The following is a 14,524-nucleotide window of genomic DNA, read 5'->3' as shown; positions in this document are numbered from 1 at the left end:
AGATGAGAATATGGTGAAAATCACACAGGATTTTATCCCGGCAGGAAACAATAACCGCCCAGGCTATGCAATGACACCGATTTACATTACGGTGCACAATACAGCCAATACCGCAGTCGGAGCTAACGCCAAAAGTCACGCAAGCTATGTGAAAAATCCCGATACACCGACAAGCTGGCATTTCACAGTCGATGATACGGAAATTTATCAGCATCTTCCGCTGAACGAAAACGGCTGGCATGCCGGTGACGGAAACGGGGACGGCAACCGTAAATCCATCGGTATTGAAATTTGTGAAAACGCAGACGGCAACTTTTCGCAGGCCGTGGCAAACGCCCAATGGCTCATCCGCACATTAATGACGTCGCACGGCATCCCGCTTGCGAATGTCGTTGCGCACAAGCATTGGTCAGGAAAGCTTTGTCCGAGAAGACTGCTGGATACATGGGATGAGTTTAAAGCGGGAATCGGTTCTGGGGAAAGACAGACGTATACCGTCCAAAAAGGAGATACGCTGTCGGCGATCGCGCGGAAATTCGGCGTCAGCGTGGCCGATCTGCAGAAATGGAATAACATCGCTGACCCGAACTTGATTAAAGTCGGACAAGTGCTGATCGTCAGCCCGCCGGTTGAAGCACTGTATTCTCTTCCGGATGAGGTGATCAAGCTGACAGAGCCGTACACGTCCGGTGAAAAGGTATACCAGGTGCAGAACGCGCTCGCCGCGCTTTATTTCTATCCTGAAAAAGGAGCTGTCAATAACGGCATTGACGGTATCTACGGTCCGAAAACGGCAGATGCCGTGGCCCGCTTCCAATCTGTAAACGGACTGACGTCTGACGGCGTCTACGGTCCCGCTGTAAAAGCGAAAATTCTGATGCAGCTTTAACAAAAAAAGGCTGAGTCCCGTTCACATTGCGGGATTCAGCCTTTTTTCTTTTTTAACCGGTTCAATAACCCGAGATTCCTCGCCCGCATCCTCAGCGAATAAGCGGAAAGCCCGAAGCGTCCGTAATCCACAAACTTTACGCGCCTGACAATTTTCTTCACATCATCACCTGTCGCATCTCTTTGTTGGTTTTATTATATGAAAGATATGGAAAAAAGGAATAAGGACAAGAGCCGTGTCTCCTGTCCTTAGTGTAATCAAGCTTTTTTTTGTTTATACTTGTCAATCAGCCGCTCGTTTTCTTTAAAAATTCTGGCGGTATGAGGGCTGACCTGGTAACTTGCGATACTTGTCATTGAACGTTTTTTAAACATTTTGAACGGTTTCGCTCTTTGTTCCGGCTGCCCGTTTTGAAATGCCTGCTCCATTTAACCGTCACCTTCCTCTTCTATTGGCAGCATTAAATCATAAATGCTCGTTAGCGATGTGAAAAGCAAATAATCGAATTCCGTCAACAGGTTTTCCGACGTGAGTTTGATCACGTAATGGCGGTCCTGGACTGTAAACGGAATAAGCACAAGCCTGCCTTTTTGATCATAGTAGACGTCTTTACGGTTAAGACGGGACTGAACGTCCGCCGCATCAGGCATATGCTCCGTCAAGCGGTCCTTATCCGATTGTGCGGAATAGTCGCACAAGGAAGCCGTGACATTCATTTTTTCTCCATAAGCGGCCAGCAGTCTGCTGATGCCTTCCGCATAAGCTTCTGTACTTCCATAATATACATGGATCGGTTCATTTTTCAACAGATATTGATAGGTTTTCAGTTTTTCAAGATAGGAGTGAAGCATTTCGTTATTTTCTTCTAAAATTTCCCGCGTATCCGTCTCTAATTCATTGCCGGCGAGCTTTTTGATATACGCGCTCAAAAAGATAAACGCATCAATAAGGGCAAAGCAGACGGCAACAATCAAATATTGTCTCCATGCGGCAAAGAGCGATTCGGGATCATATGTCCAATAGACCATGGCGCCTACTACAAATAGTAAATACCACGTTTTACGGATGGCAAACATTTTTTCTTTTACCTTTGCTTCATACCGCCAGGATGCGTACACATATAAAATGAGTGCGGCCGCCATCGTCCACACCATGATCTGAAAAAACAAAAGCATGAGCATCCCTCACAATTCGAAAAATGGTCTGCTATGTTCATTCTATGTCATGACATCATTTTCCTGTCACAAAAAAAACCGCTTCTGTAAAGAAGCGGATGTCATCAGAAAAAGAGATCTAAGATGAAAAAGGCGATGGCGCCGAGTGTACCTGCAATCGGCAGGGTGATGACCCATGTAATAAGCATCCGTTTAGCCGTTCCCCAGTTTACGCCTTTTACGCGGTGGGAAGCGCCCACACCGAGAATGGAAGACGAAATGACGTGCGTCGTGCTGACAGGGAGATGAATAAACGTGGCCCCGAAAATAATGGCTGCGCCGGTTAAGTCGGCAGATACGCCGTTTACCGGACGGATTTTCATAATTTTTCCGCCGACGGTTTTAATGATTTTCCAGCCGCCGATGGATGTGCCGAGACCCATTGCCAGGGCGCAAGAGAGCTGCACCCAAAAAGGAATGGCATCACTTTTATGTAAATTGGCCGTCATAAGCGCCATCGTAATGATACCCATCGCTTTTTGCGCGTCGTTTGTTCCGTGTGTATAGGATTGAATGGCAGCCGTCAAAATCTGCACTCTGCGGAAGCGTTTATTTGTTTTCGCCAGATTGCTGTCTTTAAAAATCAGCTTCACGATCGAATATACGATAAAGCCGAGAACAAAGGCGATAATCGGCGATAAAATAAGTGCTTCGATAATCTTAATGAACCCTTTATAATTAAGCGTCGCAAAACCTGACGCTGCAATGGCCGCTCCGGCGATCGCTCCGATAATCGCATGTGAAGAGCTGCTCGGAATGCCGAAATACCATGTGATCAAGTTCCAGGCGATTGCGGCGAGTAGAGCCGCCAGAATGACAACTGACCCGTTGTCTAATGTATAAGGATTCACAATGTCCTTCGTAATGGTTTTCGCCACACCGGTAAATGTCATCGCTCCGAGAAAGTTCATGATGGCGGCCATGACGATTGCGTGCCGCGGCTTCAGCGCTTTTGTCGAAACTGAGGTGGCGATTGCGTTTGCGGTATCGTGAAATCCGTTAATGAAGTCAAATACCAAAGCGCATATGACAATTAATATCGTTAAAAGTAATAGAGTATCCATTATAACCCCTCGTTACGCGTTTTTCATAATAATGGTTTCAAGGTTATTGGCAACGCTTTGGCAAGAGTCGGCAATTTCCTCAAGCGTTTCGTAAATCTCGCGGTACTGAATCACTTTAATCGGATCGGTTTCTGTGCCGAACAGATTTTTTAATGATTTACGGTGCAGGTTATCACAGCTGTGCTCGTATTCCTTAATTTTAATGGCGTGAGGGTGAATGTCCTTCAATCGGTTTTCTGCAAGCAGCTCAATCGTGATTAAAATTTCCTTCGCGCACTCTCTGATGTATCCGCTGAACTTATCGATATGCTCATCTGAAGAAGTGATCGAGAAAATCTCCATCATTGCTGAAAAATGTTCGATTCCGTCAAGCACGTCATCGAGGCTGTTTGTCAGCTCAAGGATGTCTTCACGTTCAATGGGAGTGATAAAAGCTTTGTTCAGCTCTTTAATCATGACATGAACATGATTATCTCCTTTTGTTTCAAACTCTTTTAACGTATCGGCAAATTCCTTTAAAGTCGTCTGGTTCGTCACTTTAAAGTTGACAAAGTATTCTGCGGTTTCGTCTATGTTTTTTGCGATTTCTGTTAAAAGGAGTGAGAACTTATCTTTTTTTCTTTTTATCATTAAAAACCCTCCATTGTTTGAATGAGACAATGCACACATCAAATTATTATATAGCCTTTTGTCGAAAAAAAACAGATAAAGTCGAAAAAAACGCCTCTTGATTTTTTCGTAAAAACGTGTCTCATCCTGTTTTTCTTATGTTACCCACTTCGCCAAAAAAACGTAACATACTTCGAATTCAGACATCTTGCTTAAAAAGTATAACAAAAGATGTGAATTTGCTGTCAACTTTTGCACGTGATTTTGCCAGAAAAAAAACGGCTCCCGTAAAAGGAACCGTTTTTGTCAGTTTTTTCTGCCGTTTTTCAGCCAAAAATAAAGCGGCAGCCCGGCGAGGCCGATCAAGAGGGACAGCGCGCAGCTCAGTGTATCTGTAATGATCGTGCTGATCAGCACAAACAGTGAACCCGCGATGGCCAAAACAGGAATGATCGGATACAAAGGCACGCTGTAGGCGCGCGGTTTTCCGCCGCTTTTTTTTCTGAGGATAAACACGGCGAAAAAAGCCATGACGTAAAAAATATAAATCATGAAAATAGAGATCTCAGACAGCTTATCGGGATTGCTGGCGATCATGAAAATAATGGCCAGCGCGATCTGAAATGACACGGCAATCCACGGGGTGCGGAATGTCGGATGCACCCGCGAAATCTGTCCGGCAAACGGCAGCTGTTTCCGTTCCGCCATCGCAAACGAGACACGCGGAAAAGCGAGAATCTTTCCGTTTAAACAGCCGAAGATGCTGACGATGATTCCGACGCTGATCAATTTTCCCCCGATGTCGCCAAACAGCATTCCGGCAGCGGTGCCGGTCGCATTTTCACCGAGTTTGACGATGTCGGTCGCAGGAAGAATGTGCAGCAGCGCAAAGTTAATGAAAAGATAAATGGCGGTGACGACCAAGAGTCCGCCCGTCATCGCTCTTGGGAGCAGCTTTTCCGGATTTTTCATTTCGCCGCCGAGTGCCGCAAGCAGAATCCATCCGTCATAAGCAAACAAGGTGGCCAGTATGGCGGCGCCGAAATTCATTTCCGACATGCTGCTTGTGACGGCTGTGAAAATATGCTGATCGCCTTTCCAAAGGCCGAACACGATCATGCAGATAATCGGAATCAATTTGCCGACAGTCGTAATTCCCTGTACGATGCCGCCATATTTCGTTCCGATAATGTTAATGATGCTTAAAAATAAAACGGCTGAAATCCCGATTAATTTAGACCAGCCGGAATCCCAATTGAACAAGTGCGCCATCAAAGAGCCGAAATACAAGCCGATTGCTCCGATAATGGCGGGGCCGTAAATGATAATTTGAACCCATCCGCACAAAAAGCCCCAAAATTCGCCGTACACTTCTTCCAGATATGTATAAAGTCCGCCCGTTTTCGGAATCTGAGTGCCGATTTCCGCAACGGTCAAGCCGCCGGCAAGCGTCAAAATGCCTCCTAACAGCCACGCGATAAGCGCGGTTTTCGCATCACCGGAGTAGGCAAGCACGGCGCCTGGTTTCATAAATACGCCGGAACCGATGATGGTGCCGATAACAAGTGAGAGGGCGATGGTAAGGCCGATCTCTTTTTTAAGTCCATTCTCTTCAATCTGCATATCCTTTCCCTCCAGATGTAAAATCGTTATGCTGAAAAAACTATTTTCCATATTGTAAACCCTAATTGCTGAAACACGAATAAAATAAATTTTCTGATTTTGGTGTTTTGCCTAAAAGATAAAGGTTTATGCTTTTGAGAAGGAAAAAATACTGTTTTAAAAGCGAACATTAATGGTTTTTTAATATCAAAAGTTCGTTATTTTGAGAGCGGCAGTCTGCAGACCGTCTGTGAAGCAGATGGGTTGACTTTACGATCCGGATAACATAAATTGTATATATAAAATATCTCGAAATCGAGATAATTGACTGGAGGATAACATAATGAAAGTTAATGGAATACACCATGTATCAGCATTGACGGCTGATGCGCAGAAAAATTTAGATTTTTATCGAAATATCCTGGGGCTGAAGCTTGTGAAAAAATCGGTAAACCAGGATGAACCGACGATGTATCACTTATTTTACGGTGATGAATCAGCCAATCCGGGATCGGAATTGACGTTTTTCGAGATTCCGCGGATCGCGCCGTTCCATGCGGGGACAAACAGTATTTCTTCAATCGGCCTGCGTGTTCCGGATGCACAAGCGCTTCAATATTGGAAAAAACGATTTGAAGAGCATCAGGTCTCTCACGGTGAGATCGTGAAAATAGCGGGCAGGGACACACTCGCTTTTCAGGATCATGAAGGACAGCGGCTTGTGCTGACAGCTGACGAAAAAGGAAAAGACATCGGTGAAGCGGTGAAGCAAAGCGGCATACCGGAAGAATATTCTTTCCGCGGTCTTGGTCCCGTTGAATTGACCGTCCCGTATGCAGAACCGACGCTGCGAGTGTTAACCGATGTGCTGGGCTTCACTGAAATCGGGAAAGAAACACATGAAGACCGGGGCACGGTTACGGTGCTCGAATCCGGAAACGGTGGCGCGCGTACAGAAGTCCATCTCATTGAAAGAAACGATCTTCCGCGCGAGCGTCCTGGAAAAGGCAGCGTGCACCATGTGGCCTTCCGTGTTCAGAATGAGGAGGAGCTTGCTTTATGGCACCGCATCATTACGAAAGAAGGTTTCAGCAACTCAGGCATTGTAGAGCGTTATTATTTCAAAGCGCTGTACTTCCGGGAACCGAACGGAATTCTGTTTGAATTGTCAACGGACGGTCCGGGATTTATGGTTGATGAAAAACCTGAAGAGCTAGGCAAAACGGTTGCGCTCCCGCCTTATCTCGAACACCGCCGTTCTGAAATAGAAGCGCGGCTGAAACCGATTCAGTAAATCAGAAATAATGACAGATGCCTTCCGGCTTGACGGGGGCATCTTTTTTTTGCTTTTTTACCCGTTTTGTCATTCTTTTTACCTATTTGTAAACGGCAAAATAATTGTCTTTGTTTATTAATAAATTTTTCACATTTGGTTGTTACACTTGTTCAAAGTTAAACAAAAGGAGTGAAAACACAGGTGAAAATGAAAAAACGCGAGATAGACGCAGTCTTAATCCTCATTTTACTCGCTTCCGCATTCTTGAATATGTACAACATCTGGAATGACGATACGGTGAATCCTTATTACACCGCAGCGGTAACGAGTATGCTTCAAAGCTTTCATAATTTCTTTTACGCTTCATTTGACGCAGCCGGATTTATCACGGTAGATAAACCGCCTGTTACATACCAGATTCAAACGATCAGCGCGCTGATATTCGGTATGCACGGGTGGAGTGTCATCCTGCCTCAGGCATTGGCGGGGGTAGGTTCAGTTCTATTCATGTACTTATTAATAAAGCCGACGTTCAGAAAAACGGCGGCGCGCATCGCTTCGTTTGTCATGGCGTGTACACCGATTGCTGTAGCCGTAGCGCGCACAAACAATGTCGATGCTTTACTGGTCTTTTTCCTCTTGTTCGCCACATGGCTTCTCTTTAAAGCGATTCGAAAAGGAAAACTGATCTGGCTTTTGGCGGCATTTTTTGTCGTCGGAGTAGGCTTTAACACAAAAATGCTTCAGGCTTATATGATCTTACCGGCCTTCTTGCTGTTCTATATGATGGCGGCAAATACCGCGATTAAGAAAAAAATCATTTCACTGGTAAGCGCGCTGGCCGTATTAGCAGCCGTTTCATTGTCATGGCCGCTCATTGTTGACAATATTCCTGCCGGCAAAAGGCCATATGTCGGAAGCAGCCAGACAAACTCCGTATTGGAATTGGCTTTCGGATATAACGGGATTCAGCGGCTGACGGGGCAAAGTTCCGGCGGCGGCCAGGGCGGGCCCGACGGAAACGCATCGAAAGGGATGTCTTCTTCCGGCGGTTCTTCACAAATGCAAAAACCGGCCGGCCAGTCAGCAAGCGGAGACAAATCACAAACCGGCAGTATGACGGCACCTCCATCTAACGGACAAATGCCAAGCGGCGGTCAAGGAGGCCCTCCAAGCGGCGGAGACGGCGGAAAAGGCGGTCCTGGCGGAGGAAAAAGCGGTACAGGCACCGGCTCGAAAATGCAGTCAGGATCAGGAATGTTCGGTACGGGAACACCCGGTCCGCTGAGACTCTTCCAACAAGAATTATCTGATCAGATCAGCTGGCTCCTGCCGTTTGCGATTTTTGGACTGGCCGGTTTATTGATCGCCGGAGCGAGAGAAAGAAGAAGATTATCAGCAGAACAGAAGGAAACGATCTTTTGGGCAGCTTGGCTTGTGCCGATTGCCGGATTCTTCAGTGTGGCGGAATTTTTCCACCATTATTATCTCATTATGCTGGCGCCTCCGATTGCTGCTCTTACCGGTGCGGGATGGGTCGCCCTCGTTCATCTGTACCGCAAGCAGGCGGGATGGAAAACTTGGCTATTGCCGGCCGCTATTCTTGTGACAACCGGATTTGAGCTGTTTATCCTTAGAAACTACAATGATCAAATCGGCGCAGGCTGGAGCATCGGAGCAGGCGTTCTCGGCGCAGTGGCGGCAATCGCCCTGTTCGTATTCAAACAGCGCCAAAAACCGCTCAGTTACTATGTTTCACTTGCAGCCCTTCTCGTCTTGATGGTGATGCCGATTTATTGGGCGAGCACACCGCTTCTGTACGGAGGCAACAGCTCATTGCCTGAAACAGGCCCTCAGCTTGCGTCAGCAGGCGGAAAAGGCATGGGAATGGATAACGCATCTGTCAATACAAAACTGATCAACTATTTAGAGAAACATAACGCCGGAGCGGATTATCTATTTGCTGCAACCGATTCCAACACAGCTGCGCCTTACATTATAAAAACGAAAAAAGCGGTCATGGCGATCGGCGGATTCAGCGGGTCTGACCCGGCCATTACGCTGACTCAATTTAAAAAGCTCGTAAAAGAAGGGAAAGTAAAATACTTCTTAACATCCGGAATGGGAAAAGGCGGAAACAACGATATTGTTGAATGGGTTGAGAAAAACGGAAAGAAAGTATCTTCATACAAATGGCAATCAAGCACAGATCAGAAAACGAAAAATCATGATGCAGCTGATACAAAAAGCAGCAAGGCCGCGGGTAAAAACAGCCGAATGAGCGGCGGGCCGGGCGGAATGAATCAGTCAGCTTCACTATACGAACTTCAATCTGATGAATAGGAGGAAAAAACATGAGCAGACATATTCAATATTCAATAGTCGTCCCGGTTTATAACGAGGAACTCGTCATTCAGACAACCTATCAGCGCCTGAAAGAAGTCATGGATCAAACAAAAGAGCATTATGAATTGATCTTTGTCAATGATGGAAGCAAAGACCGCAGTATTGAGATTTTAAGAGAGCAAAGTCTGATTGATCCGAGAGTGAAAATTATTGATTTTTCCAGAAACTTCGGACATCAGATCGCGATCACAGCGGGCATGGATTATGCAGAGGGGAATGCAATCGCCGTCATTGACGCCGATTTGCAGGACCCTCCTGAATTAATCCTTGATATGATTGAACAGTGGAAAGAAGGCTACGATGTGGTGTACGCCGTCAGAACGAAACGAAAGGGAGAAACCTTTTTCAAGAAACAGACGGCCTCTCTGTTTTACCGGCTGCTGCGGAGCGTGACTGATATTGATATTCCGCTCGACACCGGAGATTTCCGCCTGCTGGACAGAAAAGTCTGTGATGAGATGAAAAGATTAAAAGAAAAAAATCCTTTTGTCAGAGGACTCGTCAGCTGGGTCGGCTTTAAGCAGACTGCTGTAGAATATGAACGAGATGAGCGGCTTGCGGGGGAAACGAAATACCCGCTTAAAAAAATGCTGAAGCTTTCCATGGACGGGATCACAACGTTCTCTCATAAACCGCTCAAGGCGGCAAGCTATGCGGGAATGCTCATGTCCGGAGCGGGTTTTCTCTATATGTTTATCGTTTTATACATGAAGCTTTTTACAGACAGCACCATTACGGGCTGGTCCTCTCTGATTGTGATACAGCTGTTATTCAGCGGCATCGTTTTATTAATGCTCGGAATGATCGGCGAATATATCGGAAGGATTTATGACGAAGCAAAAGATCGTCCGCTCTATATCGTGCAAAAAGCGTACGGTATGAAAAACGAAAAGATTTATCGGGACCAGCATATGTCTTAACAAACACCCTGTCCGGCCGGCGGACAGGGTGCTTTTATGTAAAATAAAAGCCGCGGGATGACAGAATGTCCCGCGGCTTTTTTCATTCATCTGCGGCCGGTCTGCGTGTGCAGAGAGCGCATGATCAGTCCGGTTCCCGAAAGGTTCAGTAAAATGCTTGCACCAAGCGTCATTCCCCAAGCAGCGTTTTGCTGAGGAAGCTGAATGCTCAGCTGCAGCAAGATCAGGCCGGTAACGACCAGCAAAAGTCCGGTTTGTTTCATGTGTATGTATCCTCCTTTGCACACTGAGTCATACGGCTGATCCAGGCCTAAAGTTTCAGCTGTATATAAAAAAATCCAAGGCGGCTGCCTTGGATTTTTGTTAAGAAGATGTTTCTTCTTTTTGAGTCAGTTTCATTTTTTTCGTCATTTCCTTGCCGTTTCTGATAATCTTCACGTCAACGGTGCTGCCGACTTTCGTATTCTTGTAGAGAATATTGCGAAGTTCGCTGCCCGTGTCAGTTTCTTTCCCTTTTAAGCTGATAATGATGTCTTCTGCTTTTAATCCGGCTTTGGCAGCAGGGGATCCCTGCGCCACTTCGCGAATGTAAACCCCTTTATTCAGCTGTTTGCCGAAGAGGCCGAGTGTGCCTTCCTGATAGTTTTGCGGCACTTGTTCCAAGTCGATCATGCTCACGCCGATATAAGGGCGCTCCACCTGTCCTTTCGTGAGAAGCTCTTCGGCGATCGGTTTTACATCGTTGCTCGGAATGGCAAAGCCGATGCCTTCTACATCATTTTCGCTGATTTTCATGCTGTTGATGCCGATGATTTTGCCGTCTGTATTCAAGAGCGGTCCGCCGCTGTTTCCGGGATTGATGGCGGCATCGGTTTGGATGACGTTGATGCTTGACTCACCGGCTGACGTGGAGATCGAGACGGTTCTGTTTAAGCCGCTCACGATGCCCTGTGTGACGGTGCGGGAAAGGTCTTTTCCGAGCGGATCACCTATGGCGATGACGGATTCACCCGTTCTGAGAGCGGATGAGCTGCCGAAGCTTGCCGTTTTTGTTACGTGTTTATCACTGATTTCTAAAACGGCCAAGTCTGTCAGAGAGTCGCTGCCGACGAGTTTAGCTGTTACATCGGTGCCGTCATATAATGACACTTTAAGGGAAGAGGCGCCTTCGACCACGTGGTTATTCGTAATGATATACGCTTTGCCGTTTGCTTTCTTAAAAATAACGCCTGAACCCGATCCCGTTTCCGCATCATCACCCGATGAATTAGAGTTTGAATCTGAGCTTGATCCGAATCCGAATAAATCGGAACTGCTTTGCTGCTTTTGCAGATTAGTGATTCCGACGATCGCCGGTGAAATGTCTTCCACCATATTCGAAATGCTGCTTGAATTTGCCGATGAGCTGTTTGCCGATTTGCCGCTGCCGGATTCAGAAGATGTCTGCTTAGCGGTTACCGATGACGTTTCCTGAGCGGGAGCCGGATTGGAAGTATCTTGAGTCTGATGGTCTCCAAGCGGCGTAAATGTATAGATGCCGAGGGCGAGCCCTCCGCCGATCACTCCGCCGAGAAGCGGTCTGAACCAGCCGAAGCTTCGTTTTTTCTTGTCCTCGTCCGGCGCGGAATATCCGGCCGGCTGCGGGTTTTCTTTTACTAAAAGGACTTCCTGTTCTTTTTGGTCTGTCCGATTTTCATCACGATAGTTATCCATCATGTTCACTCCGTTTCTCTATTTCATCATAGCATGATTTGCCTATTATTACTGACTCCATCTTAAACAAAAAGTGTGGGATAATAATGAAAAGATTGTGGGAAATTGTGAAAAAGACGAAATCGGACGGCGGCGCTTTATATTGACAATTTCCATCGGATTTGAAATAATAAATGGGATATTATGTTCAATCCTTCACATGAAAAGATATAAAAAATTTTGTCAAGCTAATGGGGGAAATCTGTTAGCTTTTTCACTTTGTCAAATAGTAAGAAAGGAGCTGTCAAATGAAAGAAAAACATCACTGGATCATTTCTCTGCTTGCTGTGCTGGCTGTCGGGCCGGGGCTGATGTCGAATACCGCTCTTTCGGCTGCCCAAAGCCTTGTCCGGCAGACGGTCGGCGGAGAAAACTTTGACTCTTTTCATCCGATTATTATTGGTAATATGGCATTTGCCTTATTCGTGCCGGCAGGGCCGTATTTAAGAAAAAGATTCGGCTCCCGGCCTGTCTATATGATTTCGATGGCCGCGGGTGTCATCGGAGCGCTGCTTGCTGCTGTGACAAATGATATTTATCCGCTCGCCGCGGGCCGTTTTTTACAGGGAGCTGCGGCGGGCACTATGCTGATGATTATGATTCCGATGCTGGTGCTTTCGTTTCCGATTGAACGCCGGAATTATGCATTATTTGTGTTAATCGGCGGATTTTACGGGTCCGTCATTATGGGGACCGTTTTAGGCACGGCGGCGGCAAGCGCCGGCCATTGGCATTGGCTGTTCGGCATTTTTGGCCTGCTGTCTTTTTTCGGCCTCATTTTCAGTTATATGTGGCTGCGGGATGACGCTCATAAAAATACTGAAAAATCTCCATTTGACGGCATCGGTTTTCTGTTAGCGGGTGGATCAGCCGTGCTGACCGCCTATACTTTTATTCATCTGCCGAAATGGGGCTTTTCATCATGGCAGACATTGGCGGGATTTGGAGGAAGCATCGTCATTCTGCTGATCCTGCTGATTATGCAGTACAGAAACGAACATGCGCTGATTTCGATTAAACTTATGCTGATTCCAAAGCCGATTTTGGGTGTTTTCATGATCGCTGCGGGCAGTATTTCCATAGCGGTCAGTCTTTCTGCATTTCACGGGGAGCTTCAGACCGCATATCACATGTCACAAACTCAACTGATATTCTTATATGCGAGCCTTTTGGGAGGCGTGGCCATCGCCGCTGTTATCAGTGCATTAGCATATGATAAAGTCGGTCCGGGCATGCTCGGCATAACAGGCTCTGTTATACTGGTGTTCGTGAATTTCCAATGGATGACGGCGGGTCATCATATACCGTTTATTCTATTTGCGGCGCTTTTCGTGATGCTGGCGGCCGGGACAGGGCTTATCGTAGCAGCCGGACTGATGGGCGCCGCGTTGGGCGGACCGCTTCCGGAACTGGTGAAACGCATGACGGCCGTTCAGTTTTTAAGGCTGTTCATTTATATGGGCGCACCTGTTTTAATAGGATATTTTACGAAAAGAGATGCTTCCGGCATGCTTCGGGGCGCGCGCGGCACACAATCGCCGCATGACCTGCTGATGGGGACATACAGCGATTTGTTTCTTATTGCTTTCATCTTAAGCTTGCTTTTAGTGTGTTTATCATTTGTCATGAATGCGACCGGCATGGGACATAAGCTGGCGCATAAACCGCATGCCGTCCGTAAGCAGGCGGTTGAAGAGCCTTCGCTGCAGACTCCTGAACCGATCAGGCATCAGGTTATTCCCGATCGCGAATACAGAAGTGCGGTCAGACAGTTTCGGGGTCACCCTATAAACAAAAACGGTATGTAACTTTTTCTATCAGCAAACCCTTTTCCCGGTGAAAAGGGTTTGTTTTTTCCCATAATGGCAGAATGGTATATTGCATGTTTCATCCTTTTTTAATATAATTTGTTAGAATATTCGTAATTTAATATCGAAATTTTAAGTAAAAAAGGAGGCATTACATGAAACTGTATCTATCTGTGGATATGGAAGGGATTTCCGGACTGCCTGATGAAACATTTGTCAATTCCCGCATGCACAATTATGAGCGCGGCAGGGTTCTGATGACCGAAGAAGCAAACTGGTGCATCGCAGAAGCGTTTAATAACGGATGCACGGAAGTGACCGTGAATGACAGCCACTCAAAGATGAATAATCTGCTCGCGGAAAAACTTCACCCTGAGGCAGAGCTGATTACGGGGGATGTCAAGCCGTTTTCCATGATGCAGGGGCTTGATGAATCGTATTCAGGTGTGATGTTTATCGGCTATCATGCGAGAGCGTCGATGCCGGGCGTCATGTCGCACAGCATGATATTCGGCGTCCGCCACTTTTACATAAATGATAAGCCTGTCGGTGAACTGGGGTTAAATGCCTATCTCGCCGGATTTTACGATGTCCCGGTCATCATGGCTGCCGGAGATGATTGCGCCGCAAAAGAGGCGGAGGAGCTGATCCCGAATGTGACGACTGCCGCCGTCAAACAAACCATTTCAAGAACCGCGGTCAAATGCCTGTCCCCTCAAAAAGCCGGACGGCTCCTGACGGAAAAAACAGCCTATGCGCTCAAAAATAAAGATAAGGTCAAACCGCTGACTCCGCCTGAAAGACCTGTATTAGGCATTGAATTTGCCAATTACGGACAGGCTGAATGGGCCCATTTAATGCCGGGCACAGAAATCATCCCGGGAACGACAATCGTTCAATTTCAGGCAAAAGACATGCCGGAAGCCTATCAGGCCATGCTCGTCATGACAGAACTCGCTATGAGAACAACATTCTGTTAAAGGG

14 protein-coding genes are annotated in these 14,524 nt (G+C 46.7%); 6 read left to right on the top strand and 8 right to left on the bottom strand.

The window, feature by feature from the left end; genetic code table 11:
• Nucleotides 1-10 precede the first annotated feature (10 nt).
• Complete coding sequence (locus C5I45_RS13125) at nt 11-889, top strand: N-acetylmuramoyl-L-alanine amidase (RefSeq protein WP_058905962.1); 879 nt, start codon at nt 11-13, stop codon at nt 887-889.
• A 35-nt stretch (nt 890-924) separates the two neighbouring features.
• Here C5I45_RS13125 and C5I45_RS19950 read toward each other — a convergent pair whose 3' ends face one another.
• From C5I45_RS19950 to C5I45_RS13100, 6 genes are all read right to left on the bottom strand, one after another.
• Nucleotides 925-1,050, bottom strand: a complete 126-nt coding sequence (locus tag C5I45_RS19950) for a hypothetical protein (RefSeq protein ID WP_003154809.1) — start codon at nt 1,048-1,050, stop codon at nt 925-927.
• 96 nt (nt 1,051-1,146) lie between these two features.
• Complete coding sequence (locus tag C5I45_RS13120; protein ID WP_003154807.1) at nt 1,147-1,317, bottom strand: type II toxin-antitoxin system SpoIISB family antitoxin; 171 nt, start codon at nt 1,315-1,317, stop codon at nt 1,147-1,149.
• A complete protein-coding gene (locus C5I45_RS13115) occupies nt 1,318-2,064 on the bottom strand; it encodes a type II toxin-antitoxin system SpoIISA family toxin (protein WP_003154806.1) in 747 nt (248 codons plus the stop codon).
• Between the two features lie 104 nt (nt 2,065-2,168).
• Entirely contained in the window at nt 2,169-3,167 is a 999-nt protein-coding gene (locus tag C5I45_RS13110; RefSeq protein WP_003154805.1) for an inorganic phosphate transporter, read from the bottom strand.
• A gap of 12 nt (nt 3,168-3,179) precedes the next feature.
• Nucleotides 3,180-3,797, bottom strand: coding sequence for a DUF47 domain-containing protein (locus tag C5I45_RS13105; protein ID WP_003154804.1), 618 nt, complete (start codon nt 3,795-3,797; stop codon nt 3,180-3,182).
• Nucleotides 3,798-4,082: 285 nt separating this feature from the next.
• Nucleotides 4,083-5,399 carry an APC family permease gene (locus tag C5I45_RS13100; RefSeq protein WP_003154801.1) on the bottom strand — a complete coding sequence of 439 codons (1,317 nt, stop codon included), beginning with the start codon at nt 5,397-5,399 and terminating at the stop codon, nt 4,083-4,085.
• 322 nt (nt 5,400-5,721) lie between these two features.
• On the opposite strand from C5I45_RS13100, the gene C5I45_RS13095 reads away from it, so the two are divergent.
• The 3 genes from C5I45_RS13095 to C5I45_RS13085 all read left to right on the top strand — a co-directional run bounded on the left by C5I45_RS13095 (nt 5,722) and on the right by C5I45_RS13085 (nt 9,980).
• The gene (locus C5I45_RS13095; protein ID WP_069448685.1) at nt 5,722-6,672 is read left to right on the top strand and encodes a ring-cleaving dioxygenase; all 951 of its coding nucleotides are present in this window, start codon (nt 5,722-5,724) and stop codon (nt 6,670-6,672) included.
• Between the two features lie 183 nt (nt 6,673-6,855).
• Entirely contained in the window at nt 6,856-8,997 is a 2,142-nt protein-coding gene (locus C5I45_RS13090; RefSeq protein WP_107994431.1) for a glycosyltransferase family 39 protein, read from the top strand.
• An 11-nt stretch (nt 8,998-9,008) separates the two neighbouring features.
• Complete coding sequence (locus C5I45_RS13085) at nt 9,009-9,980, top strand: glycosyltransferase family 2 protein (RefSeq protein WP_003154790.1); 972 nt, start codon at nt 9,009-9,011, stop codon at nt 9,978-9,980.
• An 86-nt stretch (nt 9,981-10,066) separates the two neighbouring features.
• Here the strand turns inward: C5I45_RS13085 and C5I45_RS19775 are convergent, their stop codons facing one another.
• On the bottom strand, nt 10,067-10,243 hold the full coding sequence (locus C5I45_RS19775) for a hypothetical protein (protein WP_014417532.1): 177 nt from the start codon (nt 10,241-10,243) through the stop codon (nt 10,067-10,069).
• Between the two features lie 100 nt (nt 10,244-10,343).
• On the bottom strand, nt 10,344-11,693 hold the full coding sequence (htrA, locus tag C5I45_RS13080) for a serine protease HtrA (protein WP_152036128.1): 1,350 nt from the start codon (nt 11,691-11,693) through the stop codon (nt 10,344-10,346).
• A 287-nt stretch (nt 11,694-11,980) separates the two neighbouring features.
• Between htrA and C5I45_RS13075 the strand changes: the two genes are divergently transcribed.
• Both C5I45_RS13075 and C5I45_RS13070 read left to right on the top strand, forming a co-directional pair.
• Entirely contained in the window at nt 11,981-13,540 is a 1,560-nt protein-coding gene (locus tag C5I45_RS13075; RefSeq protein ID WP_107994430.1) for an MFS transporter, read from the top strand.
• A gap of 155 nt (nt 13,541-13,695) precedes the next feature.
• Nucleotides 13,696-14,520, top strand: a complete 825-nt coding sequence (locus C5I45_RS13070; RefSeq protein WP_007407248.1) for a M55 family metallopeptidase — start codon at nt 13,696-13,698, stop codon at nt 14,518-14,520.
• Nucleotides 14,521-14,524 lie beyond the last annotated feature (4 nt).

The organism is Bacillus sp. ZY-1-1, assembly GCF_003047165.1.
GTDB lineage: Bacteria > Bacillota > Bacilli > Bacillales > Bacillaceae > Bacillus > Bacillus velezensis.
This window is presented reverse-complemented; position numbering and strand designations above follow the sequence as displayed.

What these genes read in the sequence shown, in the direction of transcription:
- htrA (WP_152036128.1), bottom strand. Translation starts at nt 11,693, where the DNA reads ATGGATAACTATCGTGATGAAAATCGGACAGACCAAAAAGAACAGGAA.
- C5I45_RS13070 (WP_007407248.1), top strand. Translation starts at nt 13,696, where the DNA reads ATGAAACTGTATCTATCTGTGGATATGGAAGGGATTTCCGGACTGCCT.
- C5I45_RS13125 (WP_058905962.1), top strand. Translation starts at nt 11, where the DNA reads ATGGTGAAAATCACACAGGATTTTATCCCGGCAGGAAACAATAACCGC.
- C5I45_RS13120 (WP_003154807.1), bottom strand. Translation starts at nt 1,317, where the DNA reads ATGGAGCAGGCATTTCAAAACGGGCAGCCGGAACAAAGAGCGAAACCG.
- C5I45_RS13095 (WP_069448685.1), top strand. Translation starts at nt 5,722, where the DNA reads ATGAAAGTTAATGGAATACACCATGTATCAGCATTGACGGCTGATGCG.
- C5I45_RS13115 (WP_003154806.1), bottom strand. Translation starts at nt 2,064, where the DNA reads ATGCTTTTGTTTTTTCAGATCATGGTGTGGACGATGGCGGCCGCACTC.
- C5I45_RS13085 (WP_003154790.1), top strand. Translation starts at nt 9,009, where the DNA reads ATGAGCAGACATATTCAATATTCAATAGTCGTCCCGGTTTATAACGAG.
- C5I45_RS13110 (WP_003154805.1), bottom strand. Translation starts at nt 3,167, where the DNA reads ATGGATACTCTATTACTTTTAACGATATTAATTGTCATATGCGCTTTG.
- C5I45_RS13075 (WP_107994430.1), top strand. Translation starts at nt 11,981, where the DNA reads ATGAAAGAAAAACATCACTGGATCATTTCTCTGCTTGCTGTGCTGGCT.
- C5I45_RS19775 (WP_014417532.1), bottom strand. Translation starts at nt 10,243, where the DNA reads ATGAAACAAACCGGACTTTTGCTGGTCGTTACCGGCCTGATCTTGCTG.
- C5I45_RS13100 (WP_003154801.1), bottom strand. Translation starts at nt 5,399, where the DNA reads ATGCAGATTGAAGAGAATGGACTTAAAAAAGAGATCGGCCTTACCATC.
- C5I45_RS13105 (WP_003154804.1), bottom strand. Translation starts at nt 3,797, where the DNA reads ATGATAAAAAGAAAAAAAGATAAGTTCTCACTCCTTTTAACAGAAATC.